The following is a 13,560-nucleotide window of genomic DNA, read 5'->3' as shown; positions in this document are numbered from 1 at the left end:
TTCCGTCACTGCGCCGGGGCCGTTGCCGGCGGCGCTTCGTTGGTCACCCGCAAGATTCCCCACAGCCCCGAAAGGTTGCCGTAGGCGGCGTAGTCGCGGAACAGGTAGTCACCCGCCACCGCGTTGGCACCGCCGGCACTGGGCAGCATGAAGCTGAAGTGCGCCGCTGGCAGTACGCTTTCCTGCGCGCCGATGTACATGGCCATCGGGTTGTTGCCGAAGCGCACCGAACCGATACCCGGCAGACTCATCGGGTAGCCGTCCACATCACTCTTCTCGGCTTGGTAGTTGTGCAGTGGCCATATGTGCCCGTCCAGCTGGTAGACCATGCCGCGGCTGCCCCCACTGGGCATCACGATATGGTTGCGCACGGGCTGACCAGGCTTGGCGTACAGCACCGGGGTCTGCGGGTCGCCACCGACCAAGGCGTTGGCGTACGCCATGTGGGCGTTGGGCACATCACCAAAGCCCAGGCCATTGGCGCGGCCGAATGGCGAGTCGGGGGCCATGCCGAAGCGCAGCCACAACGGCTCGGTCTTGTAGTTGACCGCCATGTTGCCGTTGTCCTGCGGGTCACCGGCAGCGCCGTTGCCTTCGGTATTGATGCCTTCTACCGGGCGACCATCGGCCCAGCGCATGTTCAGCGCACGTTGCCACACCGTGACGAAGTCGCGGTAATCTGGCTGGCCGCTGACCTTCACCGTGGCCTGGGCACGGGTGGCGGTGTCTTCGGTCCAGGTGGCGGTTTGCGGCAGAATGCTCATGGCGCCCACCAGGCCTTTTTGCGGCTGCTTGATGAAGTCCGACGGGGTCAGGTTGAGGCCGCCGAACTCGATGGCCGTGGTGTTGATGTTGTCCACGGTGCGGCCAAGTTGCGACACCGGTTTGCCTTCACGCTCCAGGTGGCCGGCGTAGTACTGGTACACCTTGGTTGGGTAGGCGCCGCTGGTGCCGGCACGGGGTGGCACGGTCTGCACCGGGTTCAGGCCAACGTTGGCACCGTCTGACTTGGTGATGTCGTAGGCCAGCAACTGGGCATGCAGGCCCACGTGGCTGGACGGCCGCATCAGGTTGTTGGCGAAGGCGGTGGAGCCCTCGCTACCGAAGCGGTCACGCTTGACCACGTTGTGCATCACGGCGGTACTTGGCAGGTCTGGCATCACCAGTGGCAGGCGGTTTTCCAGGGTGATGCTGATGCAGTCGCCAGCGTTGGCGCGCAGTACCAGCGGCTCTACCGGGACACCTGCCTTGAGCTTGCCAGTGCTGGCATCGAGGTCGGCCTTGCGCACATACAGGATCGCGGTCGGGTCATGCAGCGGTGCACTGTGACCACCGATGGTGAAAGGTTCCCCATCTTCGGGGTCTACCCCACTCACCAGCGGGATGGCGGTTCTACGGCTGTTGAACACCAGGGTGCCGCCGTTGGCCTTGAGCGCGCCACCCACGTGCTGGCCGATGCCCGCCGGGTCGTTGATGCTGACGCCGTTGCGGTTTTCGAGAATGTCGTTGGCCAGGGCCGCGACAATCTCATAGTTGCGCTTGACCGTGGTGCGGGTGCCGATGCCGTTGGGGTTGGCCGTGGTTTTCGGGCAGATGCCGTCAAAGTTCACGGTGTTGCGCATGGCCACCGGTTGCGGGTTGTTAGGCAGCGCAAACAGGTCGGCACGTTGCACGGTGTAGTTGCGCATGATGCCCCATATACCGTTCCAATAGCCTTCCAGGGCGGCGTCCAGCGAATACAGGTAGTCGCCGTTGGTGGCTGCGGAACTCGAGATCATCGACACCGGCGCCATGAAGCCCAGTTGCTCGGAAATGCCGATCATCTGTGATGACTTCCAGCCCGAGTTGGAGCTATTGCCGAAGCCGGTACCGTTCTGCAGCCATTTCACGCCATGCAGGGTGACGTTGTGCTCTTCTTCGTGGCCCCCGGCGTGCATGCGCAGACGCACGTTGTCACCGGAGTAGGTGCGCAGCAACGGGGTGAATGGGTCGCCCGGTTCGGCGCCAGCCTTGTTGATGTGCGGCGGGAACAGCGTGGTGCCGCCGGTAGGGCCAACCGCCGAGGTGATCGCTGAAGGCGACAGGTTCATCGCCGGGATGGCGCGGTCGGTACGGGTTTGCAGGGCATAGCTGAGGTCGCCGGCCAGACCGTCGGCCTGCATGCCACGCTTGCCGTCCGGGCCGACCTTGTTCGGGTCGTACACGCGCAGCGCCAACGGTTCGTTACGGTAGTTGACGACGAACATGCCTGGGTCGTCCACCGAGATCGCCTGCGGGCATGGCCGGCTTGGGCAGCCAGGGTTGATACCGCCACGTTCTTCGACGATGGCTTCAAGCAGGTTCGACGCCTTGCCGCGCACTGGGGGGTTGATGGCGTAGCGGAAGCTGTCAGCGGTGGCAGGGTACGACTGGGCATTGGGGATGCCGTCTGGCCCTGCGCCCACGTAAACACCCGCTTCATAAGCATGCTGGAAGTCGCTGTACTCCAGGAAGAACTCGCGGTAGCTATCGTTCTTGCCATCGCCATCGTGGTCGCCGGTCTGGATCACTGCCTGCCACGAGGTCGGGCCGCCATCCTGGCGCGTGGCCGGGTTGTACAGCTGCTCACCGGTTTCGGCGTGGTACCAGGTGGAGCCAGCGGGTTCGGCCAGCACCGTGGCATACAGGCCCAGTTGCTGGTGGGTCGATGGGCCAAGGTGGTCATGGGTGAAGATGGTACCCAGGCCACGGTCGACGTTGTACACGTTCACCAGCGGGTCGGCGAACCAGCGCTGCATGGCAGTGCGTGCGCCCAGCCAGTCGGCGCGGCCGAAGCGGCCGAAGTACGGGTGCTGCTTGGCTTTCGGGCAGGCAGCGGTACCGTCGCGGCTATCGCCCTCGGTGCAGCCGTTGTAGGCACGGATGGCATGTACGCGCTCGACCACGCTGCCGGGCGAGAGAATGCCGTCTTCGTAGTTCCAGCCGTTGGCCGAGCCATCGGCAGCGGTCAGGTCCCATTTAGGCAGGTGGATGTGCTGGCCGATCACGTCGGTCGGGGTGCGCACCTGGTAGTCGTCCATCTCGTAGATGTTCGGGATCAGGTTGGTGTGCTGGTACATGGTGCAGTCGAAGGTGTTCATGCGCATCACCAGTGGCTCTGGTGGGCGCTGCTTGGTAATCACCGGCCAGGCGTCTTCCCATAGGGCAATGATGCGTGCCTGTGGGAAGTGGTAGCCGACCTTGTTGTACACCGCGTCGAATTGAATATTGGCACCTTTGTAGATACGTGGGCGGTCGGCGGTAAAGGCCGAAGCGCCACGGAAGTTCAGGCCGGTAGGGCTCTCGCCGCTAAAGAACTCGCCCACGCCCGAAGACTGGGTCAAGCGTTTGCCACGGTCATCCATGCACGGTTCGTAGTACGGTGCGCCGGCGGTGGGCAAGGCACCGTTGGTGCGGAATGCCTTGGCCACGGGTTGGCTGCCAGGGATCAGGGCATAGCTGGGGTGTTCGGCCATGGCGTGGAACTGCATGGCAGCCTGCTCGACATCGGTGCCCTCTTCCGGTAGGTAGATGGGCTTGGCCTTGTGCACGACCTTGGTGAAGTCCAGCTTGGTGGTGGTGGTCTCGGCTTCGCCGCCGGCCGAAACGCCGTCCAGCGCGTGGCGACCAAGGCCACCGTCCCAGCCATCGACCTGGTTCGCATCCAGGTTGGCCCACAGGGCTTTGCCGCTGTCTTTCAGCTGCCGGGCCAGGGCCGGGTCGAGCATGTCCAGCGGCGGGGTGGGTGGGCGGTTGCCGACGCTGCTTTCCATGCCGCCGATCCAGAATGGGTAACCTGGGTTTTTCAGGGTGCCGTCGGCATTTCGGTTGGCTTCGGTACGATCGACCAATGCCAGCGAGCCGACAGCCTTGCGCACGGGGGGTTGGTTGGCGTGGTCGTCATCGCCCTCCTCATCGTCGTCATCATCGTCATTGGCAGCGACCAGCGTTTCGGAGAGTTTGGGTACCACCACCACTTTTCCAGGCATCGGTGCCATGGCTTTGCCCGGCAGCGGCACGATGGCCGGGATCGGCGTGCCGGCGACGATCTCGCCATCGGGTAGCGCCCGAGCGCCCGCTGCCGGTTTGCCGCTACGCAAGGCGAATGGCGTACTGTGGAAGCCATTCTCGCCCTGCCCACTCACCTCCAGGCGGGTGCCTTCTTCGAACACATCGTGTACCCGCCACATGGCCCACATGCCTTGGGCGAAATGCGGGTAGAAGTGGCAGTGGTAGATGGCATCGCCGGCCACCCGGTTGCGGTTGCCCGAACCACCGTTGGCGATCTCGTAGGTGTAGCCGACACCGGCGCCGATACCTTGGGCATCGATGTAGTCAGAGTTGTCGTCATTGGGGTTGAACAGCCACTGGTGGCCGTGCAGGTGGAAGATGTGCTGCTCATGCCCGTTGTGGGTGTTGCGGAACTTGGTGAAGTCGCCGATGTAGCTGTGGTGCACGTTGGCAGGTTCCGAGGGGTACAGGGCCATGCTGGCTTTGACCCCAACGGCACTGGCCGGCGGGACTTCGCCTGGGCGGATGTGCTCCAGGCCGACGTTGGCCGGCACATCCACCAGGGTGCCGATGTCGCCGACGGTATGGGCGCTGAGGAAGAACTCTTCGTAAGCGCACGACAGGCAGTCGTGCATCGGGCCCACCCCCAGGCGGTTGGCCACCACTTCGGCGCCCATGCCACCGGAGCCATAGTTGATCATGAAGGAGTCACGCGTCGGCTCCAGTACATGGCCCATCACAGGGTCCGCCCAGTAGCCGGGGAACGCCTGAGTGCCCGCGACCTCGTCGGCGAACTGCGAGGCGAAGTCGCGGAACGCCTCCAGGCGGTTGGGCAGCGCCGGGTTGCGCTTGCCCATGCTTTCCAGTGGGTAGGTCGACTTGGGGAAGCTGCCGTCGGGGTTTGGGCCCATGACGATGGCATCGGTTTCGCTGTTGATGATCTCGTTACCGTTGACCATGGCTATGATCGGCTTGCCGGCCTTGCCTTCAGCGATCCATGGTTCTACTTGCGGGTAACGCGCTTCGTAGTCGATCACCGGCTGGCCGGTGGCAGTACGGCCAGTGGTGGCCAGGCGCATTTCTTCTTCGGTGAGGGTGTTGCGGTAGGTGCGGCCAAGCTTGGGCACCACCACCACCTGGCCGAACAGGCCATTGGCAACGTTGCCCGCCGTGCCTTCACCGCCAAACGTGGCGGCTTTGCTGGTAGCGGCAAAGGCACCTTCGCGCTCGGCATACAAGGTGTAGCTGCGGGTGCTGCCGGGGCTGACGAAGAAGTTGCCATTGCGCCCGGTGTAGGCAGAAATGTCGGCGATGCTATTGACCGCCTGCATACCGTTGACCTGGAAGCCGACCATGCGCTCGGCCACCTGTTCGTCGGCAACGAAGCCTTCATCCGCTTCGTTTTCCACCTCTTCACCCTCGGGCCCCTCTGCCTCGATGCCGTGCTTGTTGGGGTTGGCCCGGTAATCGAGCAGGTTGGTCAGGTTGACCGTGAGGCAGTCACCGGCAGCCACGCGCAGCACGATCGGCCGTGGGCGCTTGTCCGGGCGCAGCGTAACCTTGCCGGGTACCGCAGCCCCGCCTTTGCTCAGCGGCACCTGCTTGTCGTCCACCACATCCTCGCGGAGCGCGAACAGCATGCCGTTGGCGTTTTGCGCACCAAGGCGGTTGAACATCAGGGGTTGGTCCAGTGCCACCACGTTGGCGACCAAGGTGCGCTGGCACTGCACGGCCGCCTCGCTGGTCGATTCCCAACCCAGCAGGGCCAGAACGAGTGATGACAGAAGGGGGCCTTTGCGTGGCGTAGTCATGCTGCACCTCCGGGACACAGGAACTCTGCGGGGAGCTGCAGCAAGGTGTATGCCAGAAGATAATGTTCTTCCTTATCAATAAGTTATGAGATCAACCGAAACAGATTGGGGAGGATCCCCCAACGGATTTCCCAGAATCGGGGGGTGCCGCATCGCAGGGTTTAATGTCGATGCGGCGGCTCCCACGAATTCGCTGTCAGCCGACCAGACCGCGAACACAAAAGTACAAGATCGACGGGCCCATCAGGCAACCCAGTCCAGTATGGAAAGTGGCCGTCAAAGCCCCATACGGCACCAACCGCCGATCCGTCGCGGCCAGCCCGGCCGTCACCCCCGACACCGTCCCCGCCAACCCACCGAACACCATCGCCGAGCGTGGGTTGTCCAGCGCCAGCAGGCGCGCCGATACAGGGGTGAACACCATCACCAGAATCGCCTTGATCAACCCGGTGGCAATCGACAGGGCCATCACATCCGAACTGGCCCCCAGCGCCGCCCCGGTCACGGGCCCGACGATATAGGTCACCGCACCCGCACCGATGGTGGTCATGCTCACCGCATCGCGGTAACCGAAGGCGTAAGCCACCGCTGCGCCAACAATGAACGGCAACACAGTGCCCAGCAACAGCGCCACCGCGCCGATCATGCCGGCTTTGCGCGCCTCGGTGGCCTGCACCTCGAAAGCCGTGGCGACAATGGCGAAGTCACGCAGCATGGCCCCGCCCATCAGGCCGATACCGGAAAACAGCGCCATGTCGGCCAGGCCTTTCTGGCCGCCGGTGAGGGTGCCGCCGACCCAGGCCAGGACCAGGCCAATGACGATGGCGATGGCCGAGCCGTGCACGCGGCCGAAGGTCAGGTACTTCGACAGCACGACCGACAACCACATGATTGCGCCTACCGCCGCGAAGGCAGTGATCAGGCCGTTGTGTTCCAAGGCACTTTCAATGATGGGCCACATGTTCAACGACCTCCTGCAGGGGCAACCTGCGCACTGGCTTCAGGGGTGGGGTCAAGCGCGGGCAAAGGCTCGCCGCGATGGCTGCGGCTGATCAGGGCGATGGTCGCGCCGCACACCAGCACCGCGCCCACCGCCGCCAGCAGCGCCACCGGCCCGCCGTGCAGGGCGGTGACCACGTTCTGCTGGGCGGCCATGGCCACCACAACCGGGATGTACATGGCGCCCCAGAAGCCCACGCCAAACTCGCACTCCTTGCTCATGCCACCGTTGCGGTGCATATAAAGGCGTGCGCAGATCAGCAGGATCATGGCGATGCCAACCCCACCCACATTGGATTTGACGCCCAGCAGCACGCCCAGGAAGTCACCGACGATAACGCCGGCCAGCGTGCAGACTGCCAGCAGTGCCACACCATAGATGATCATTGTTGTTGCCCTCAGATAGTGTCGAAGTTGCTTGTTGTTGTTCTTCGTAAACACACTTGCCCGGCTCACGCGATCAATGTGGGAGCGCATCAGCCTGCCATCATCGGTTCTGGGCCACCTCCTGGCGCAGCAGCGCATCCAGGCTGTCCCAACGGGTACCCTCCACAGCCACCACCCTGCCCTGTTCGAACACCGGGCGGGCCAGCCCGCTGAGCACGCTACCGGGCGGTAGCTCAAGGTGCAGGCGTACGCCGCGCTCATAGGCGTTGCGCAACGTAGCACGCCAGTCGACCACCCGCGCCATGTTGCCGGCCAGGTCGTCGCGCAGGCGCTGTGGGTCGAATATCGGCCGTGCGCTGCTGCCACTTAGGTACGTGATACGTGGCCGTTGCAGCACGACCGTGGCGAAAGCACTGGCCAGTTCCGCCGCCGGGCCGGCCAGTAGCGGGCAATGCGACGGCACGCTGACTGCCAGGCGCCGGGCCGCACCTTGGCCAAGGCGACGCGCCCTGGCTGCGACCGCAGCCATCGCAGTATCGCTACCGGCAATAACGATCTGGTTTTCACTGTTGAGGTTGGCGACGTACACCTCTCCCGGCGCCTCGCTCAGCAGGCGCTCGACGCTGGCCAGGTCCAGGCCGCTGAGTGCAGTCATGCCATACCCCTGTGGGTAGGCGCGCTGCATCAGCTCGCCACGCAGGGCAACCAGGCGCACAGCGTCGGCAAACCCCAAGGCGCCCGCTACCACCGCAGCCGGATAGGCACCAATCGACAAGCCCGCCACGTAGTCCGGCGCAGGGCTGCGCTGCATCAGCCAGCGCGCCCAGGCCACACCGAACAACAGCAGGCACAGCTGCACGGCACGGGTCGCTTGCAGTGCATGCTGGCTGTCCAGTGCCAGCGCCGGCTGGCCAAGCACATCGCTGGCCTCTTCCAGCAACTGCCCCGAACCTTCAGGCAGGCGCTGCAACATGCCTACCTGCTGGGCGCCTTGACCGGGGAAGGCGAACAGGCTGCTCATGCCGCGCGCTCCTGCGCCGCCCACGGGTCGCCGACCAAGCGTGGCCCATGGTCCGACTTGAGCAGCACGCGGCGAGCGAAACCGGCCCACTCTCGCAGGGCGACAGCCCCCGCTGGGGTTTCCAGCTGCACGTCGATACGGCAAGGCGCGCAGTCGAGGATATCCAACAGCTCCCGCGCCTGGGCACGGGCCAGCGGTTGTGGCGTATGCAGCAGCAAGTCCAGGTCGCTGCCGGTATGGAGCACTTCGATACCGGTAGCGATCTGGTACCCCGCCCCGCCTGTTGGTCCCCAGGCCAGGCCACTGGCATTCAACACCGGGGCGACCGAGGCCAACGCCTGCAGCGCAGGCCACGGGCTTTGCCCAGGCCCGCGCAGCGCTTCGGGGCCTTGCTGGCGCTGAATGTCGACCAGACGCATCAACGCTGCAAAACGCTGTGTCCGGCCCTGACCACGCAGCCCGACCGCCACCCAGCCATGGTCACAAATGGCACGGCGTACCACCACCGGCTGAGCACCGGCCAGCACGTCCAGCGCCCACTGCGGCGCATCGGCAGGCAAGGCCGACACAGGCATCCCCCACAGCAGGTCGTGCGGCCTTGGCGCGTTCATCTCAGGCGCCCTGCCACTGACGACGCAGCTGTTCACGAACCTGGCGCGAGGCACTGCGGTTTTCGCCCGCCAGCCGTGACGTCAGGTCAGTCGAGTTGCCGATGTCATGCACCGCCTCAACCAGGCAAGTACGCACCCGAGCGAGGTCAGCGCTGCTCGGCGTCTCGGCGCTGTCTACCGCCAGGCGGCGCCACAGCAGGCCCAGCGAGGCGTAGCTGCCCAGGTCGTAGGCCATCGGCGGCACCTCGGCGGCCAAGGCTTCCAGTTGCTCGACGCTGCGCAAGGTGATGCGCGCCGCTGCCGCCTTGCCCATGGCGTGCACCATCACCCCGGCATCGTCCAGGGCAATCAGGCGCTGGGCTTGGTAGCCATGGGCCAGGAAGGCGCCTGACATGGCCTTGCCGACCAGTAGGCCGATCACCGGGTGCCCGGCCAGCCGCGCCTGGGCATAGGCCTGCACGGCACCGGCCAACGCCTGGTGGATACCCAGCGCTTCTTCGCGGCGGCCATAGGCCTGGCTGGGCACGTCGATCACCGCGACAATGGCGCGCTTCTGGCCGTTGCGATCAGCTTCCACCGCGTCGCTCACGGCCTTGGCCAAACCCCAGCCTTCCAGCAGGCCGACCTCGCCTGAGCGCGCGCGGGGAACGGGTTGTCGGCATCCGGCACCACGGCGATGAAGCGTGCCAGGCGGTTGTCCAATTCGCCGTCGATCACCCGCAGCGAGGCAGGATAGCCTGGCAAGGCTTGCCCACCGGCCAGGCCCAGCAGCCAGTTCAAGGCACGGTTCATTGGGTTTCTCCTTGGTAAAGGGCGCGCACGGCGGCGGCATCCAGTTGCGGGCAGTCGTCGCCCAGCTGGGCCAGGTGTGCAAGGAACCAGGCGTGTTGGCTGGCGCGGTCTTTGGAAGGTTGGCCCAGCAGTTGCTGCAAGCGTTCGCGCAGGGCTTCGATGTCGTCGGCCACGTAGGCGTCCACCAGCCCGCTGGCATGGCGTTGCTCGCCACCGCTCAGGCTCCAGATGAAGGGGCGGTCCTTGGCGTCGTATTCGCCAATGCCCGCCTCTTGCTCGATGACCTGCGGGCCATTGAGGCCCAGGCGGGCTTCGCGGGTGACCAGCAAGTGGCTGCACAGGCCGGCGGCGATGGACATGCCGCCAAAGCAGCCGACCGAACCTGCGATCAGCCCGATCACCGGCTGCCAGGCGCGCAGCTCGACGATGGCAGCCTGGATTTCGGCAATCGCCGCCAGGCCCAGGTTGGCTTCCTGCAAGCGCACGCCGCCGGTTTCCAGCAGCAACACGGCGCAGGTGGGGATGCCGTTGCGGTTGTCTTCGATGGCCAGTTCCAAGGCTCCGGCAATCTTGGCGCCGCCCACCTCGCCCATGCTGCCGCCCTGGAACCCCCCTTCAATCGCAGCGACCACGGCATTGCGCCCGTTCAGCAGGCCCTTGGCGATAACCACGCCATCATCGGCCTGTGGCACGATGCCCTGGCGCGGCAACCACGGCGACATCAGGCGGTCGAACGGGCCCAGCAGTTCACGGAAGCTGCCAGGGTCGAGCACAACGCGGGCGCGCTGGCGGGCACCCAGTTCGACAAAGCTGCGGCTGCGCAGCAAGCGTGCGGTGTCAGTCATGGGCGATCTCCTCGAAGCCTTGCTCAAGGCGCAGGCGCACCACGCCTGGGGTGGCGCCGAAGTCATGGATGTCGATGTTCACGGCCGGCCAGGCGCGGCCCTCGAACAGGCGCTGGAACAGTTGCGCCCAGCGGGCTGCACTGCCGTTGACCGAGGTCACCACCTGGATCTGCAGGCTGCCGGCAGTGCCGGGTTCGATCAGCACTTCGAGGTCGCCGGAGCTGACGCAGCCCACCAACGTACGGCCACGCCCAGGTTCGGCGGCGGGAAAATTAAAGGTCAGGGTTTCCATGTCACAGGCTCCCGGCTTTGTCGAGGAACAGGCAGGCGGCAAGCAAGTCGGCGGCGCCGCCCGGTGAGGCATTCAGGTGCAGCAGTTGCTGGTCCAGCCGGCGCAGGTGCCGGCGCCCGGCCAGGGTGGCGCTGCCGCCTTCAGTGAGTACGGCACGCGCCCCGTGCTGCACGGCGGCCAACCCGGCTGGGCCGCTGCGCCACAGCACGCAGGTGTCGCTAAGCACGGCCATGATCGCCAGCAACGCGTCGAGCCGGGCATGCGGCTCGCCGGCCCCGGCAGCGCGGCTGCGCAGCAGTTGCGGCAAGCCATGGCCGATAACCGCGGGGAAGCCTTGCTGTGCCTGCTCGCGGGCGCCGCCGGTGCCGTAACGGTGACGCACCTGCTGGCCGTGGCTGTTGTGGTGCGGCATGGCCGGGTCGTCGAACAGGGCGATACGCCCGGCGCGGGCGGCCAGGGTGGCGGCGTCGGCCTGAGGGGCAAGGGCCCTGGCGGCTACCAGCAAGCCCAACGCCCAGATCGCGCCACGGTGGGTGTTTACCCCTTGGGTGGCGGCCAGCATCGCGGTTTCTCCTTCGCGGCCAAGCTGGCCCAGCGTGGCGCGCAGGGGCTGGCCGATCGTACCGATGGACTGGGCGGCAGCTGCCATGTTGCGCAGGCATGGCCACAGGGCCAGTGCCGAGGCGTGCATCAAGGCCAGCGTCATGTCGTGGTGAGCGCCGTTGCTGCGGCGGTCGACCAGGCCGGGTTTGGGGGACAGGTCGGCTTCGTCGATCAGCGCTTCCACAGCCAGGTCGGCGAGGTGGTCTGGCAGTGGGATTGGCGTTGGCTGGGCTGGCCGCTTAACGGGCACACCCGCTCCCACAAGGACCGAAGTGGCTTCAAAATTCAGGTTTTGTGCCTTCATCACCAGCTCCTGAACCGTGCAGGCGGGTTGTAAAGGCCGCCGGACCATTCGACCAGGTCGGCGATGCTGCGCGCGGCCAGCAGCTCACGGCTGGCGTCGGTACGGCGGATGCCGAGATCTTCGGGCAAGGCGATCAGGCCCTGCTGGCGCATGCGCAGGGTGTCCTTCGGGTCGTGCCGCAGGCCGATGGCAGTGACCCCGGCCACGGCCGCGATCATCTGCTGGCGCTCTTCCAGGCTACGGGCCTTGTACAGGTAGGCAATGCCCTCCTCGGTCAGCAGGTGGGTGACGTCGTCGCCGTAGATCATCACTGGTGCCAGCGGCATACCGGCCTTTTTGGCCACCTCCACGGCATCGAGGGTTTCCACGAAGGTGGGCTTGCCGCCTTCCTGGTAGGTCTCGACCATCTGCACCACCAACTTGCGGCCACGCTCCAGCATTGTTTCCGGCACGGTCATGTCGAGCCAGGCCGGGGTCGCGTGGCGCCGGCCACGAGGGTCGTGGCCCATGTTCGGCGCACCGCCGAAGCCGGCCAGGCGGCCACGGGTCACGGTCGAGGAATGGCCATCACCATCCACCTGCAAGGTGGCGCCAATGAACAGATCGACCGCGTACTGCCCGGCCAGCTGGCACATCATGCGGTTGGAACGCAGCGAGCCATCGCGGCCCGTGAAGAACACATCCGGGCGCTGGGCAATGTAGTCCTCCATGCCCAGCTCGGTGCCGAAACAGTGCACGCTTTGCACCCAGCCGGTTTCGATGGCCGGGATCAGTGTCGGGTGCGGGTTGAGCGTCCAGTTGCGGCAGATCTTGCCCTTGAGGCCCAGAGACTCGCCGTAGGTCGGCAGGATCAGCTCGATGGCGGCAGTGTTGAAGCCAATGCCGTGGTTCAACGACTGCACCTGATGTTTCTCGTAGATGCCACGTATGGCCATCATCGCCATCAGCACATGCACCGGCTTGATATGGCGCGGGTCGCGGGTGAACAGAGGCTCGATATAGAAAGGCTGGTCGGCAACCACCACGAAATCGACCCACGACGCGGGGATATCGACCCGTGGCAGGTCATCCACGCGGTCCACCAGTTGGTTGACCTGGGCGATGACGATGCCATCGCTGAACGCGGCCGGCTCCACCAGGGCCGGTGTGTCTTCGGTGCTGGGGCCGGTGTACAGGTTGCCGTCGCGGTCGGCCATGAAGCCCGCTACCAGGGTAACGTTGGGGATCAGGTCGACCAGCAGCCGCGAGTAAAGCTCGATATAGGTGTGGATGGCACCGACTTCGAGCAGGCCATCTTCCAGCAACTGGCCAATGCGCAGGCTCTGCGGGCCAGCGAAGGAAAAGTCGAGCTTGCGCGCGATGCCGCGCTCGAACAGGTCCAGGTGCTCGGCGCGGCTGACACTGGGCATGATCATGTGCAGGTCGTGCAGGCGCCCGGGGTCGACCTTGGCCAGCGAGCGGGAAAGGAAGTCGGCCTGCTTCTGGTTGTTGCCTTCCAGCACTACCCGGTCGCCGGGCGCCAGCAGCAACTCCAGGGCTTCGACGATGCGGTCGGTGGGCAGCACCACGCCATCGGCAAGGTGGCGGACCCGATCGAGGCGGCGCTGCTTTTCGGCGCGCCGTCGCGACCATTGCGGCGGTGGATTCTGAGTTATTGTCATGGTGACTCCACAGGTTCGCTGTCGTGGAGGCCACCTTAGGGTTGGGCCGCTTGGCGGATCAATCAAGCAACTGGCATGTTCGTTACGGTCAGGTTAATGAATCGCCCAGCCCGATGACTGGCTCACAGCAAAAATGCACGATGCCCCTGCATAATTGTCGATTGTGCAAGGCAAATTCGCATGACAGGATCCTCAGATCCTCCAG

At 65.3% G+C, this 13,560-nt stretch carries 9 protein-coding genes and 1 pseudogene; all 10 read right to left on the bottom strand.

Going from position 1 to position 13,560, the window contains the following annotated elements; genetic code table 11:
* Window positions 1–5: 5 nt before the first annotated feature.
* A complete protein-coding gene (gene mnxG, locus AB5975_22295) occupies window positions 6–5,840 on the bottom strand; it encodes a manganese-oxidizing multicopper oxidase MnxG (protein ID XDR19249.1) in 5,835 nt (1,944 codons plus the stop codon).
* Window positions 5,841–6,036: 196 nt separating this feature from the next.
* On the bottom strand, window positions 6,037–6,801 hold the full coding sequence (madM, locus tag AB5975_22290; protein ID XDR19248.1) for a malonate transporter subunit MadM: 765 nt from the start codon (window positions 6,799–6,801) through the stop codon (window positions 6,037–6,039).
* A 2-nt stretch (window positions 6,802–6,803) separates the two neighbouring features.
* Window positions 6,804–7,226 carry a malonate transporter subunit MadL gene (gene madL / locus AB5975_22285; protein ID XDR19247.1) on the bottom strand — a complete coding sequence of 141 codons (423 nt, stop codon included), beginning with the start codon at window positions 7,224–7,226 and terminating at the stop codon, window positions 6,804–6,806.
* A gap of 100 nt (window positions 7,227–7,326) precedes the next feature.
* Window positions 7,327–8,247: a malonate decarboxylase subunit epsilon gene (mdcH, locus tag AB5975_22280; GenBank protein XDR19246.1), complete on the bottom strand. Its 921-nt coding sequence runs from the start codon at window positions 8,245–8,247 to the stop codon at window positions 7,327–7,329.
* On the bottom strand, window positions 8,244–8,858 hold the full coding sequence (locus tag AB5975_22275; GenBank protein ID XDR19245.1) for a malonate decarboxylase holo-ACP synthase: 615 nt from the start codon (window positions 8,856–8,858) through the stop codon (window positions 8,244–8,246). The genes mdcH and AB5975_22275 overlap by 4 nt, the downstream gene beginning before the upstream one ends.
* Window position 8,859: 1 nt before the next feature.
* Window positions 8,860–9,650, bottom strand: a pseudogene (gene mdcE / locus AB5975_22270) (biotin-independent malonate decarboxylase subunit gamma).
* On the bottom strand, window positions 9,647–10,495 hold the full coding sequence (locus AB5975_22265; protein ID XDR19244.1) for a biotin-independent malonate decarboxylase subunit beta: 849 nt from the start codon (window positions 10,493–10,495) through the stop codon (window positions 9,647–9,649). The pseudogene mdcE and the gene AB5975_22265 overlap by 4 nt, the downstream one beginning before the upstream one ends.
* Window positions 10,488–10,787: a malonate decarboxylase subunit delta gene (locus AB5975_22260; protein XDR19243.1), complete on the bottom strand. Its 300-nt coding sequence runs from the start codon at window positions 10,785–10,787 to the stop codon at window positions 10,488–10,490. The genes AB5975_22265 and AB5975_22260 overlap by 8 nt, the downstream gene beginning before the upstream one ends.
* 1 nt (window position 10,788) lies before the next feature.
* Window positions 10,789–11,694, bottom strand: coding sequence for a triphosphoribosyl-dephospho-CoA synthase (locus tag AB5975_22255; GenBank protein XDR19242.1), 906 nt, complete (start codon window positions 11,692–11,694; stop codon window positions 10,789–10,791).
* Window positions 11,694–13,355, bottom strand: a complete 1,662-nt coding sequence (mdcA, locus tag AB5975_22250) for a malonate decarboxylase subunit alpha (GenBank protein XDR19241.1) — start codon at window positions 13,353–13,355, stop codon at window positions 11,694–11,696. Before mdcA ends, AB5975_22255 begins: the two co-directional genes overlap by 1 nt.
* Window positions 13,356–13,560: the final 205 nt, after the last annotated feature.

Source organism: Pseudomonas putida, assembly GCA_041071465.1.
Lineage (GTDB): Bacteria > Pseudomonadota > Gammaproteobacteria > Pseudomonadales > Pseudomonadaceae > Aquipseudomonas > Aquipseudomonas putida_P.
Note: the sequence above shows the minus strand (reverse complement) of the source record. Positions and strands in the feature narration are given on the sequence as shown.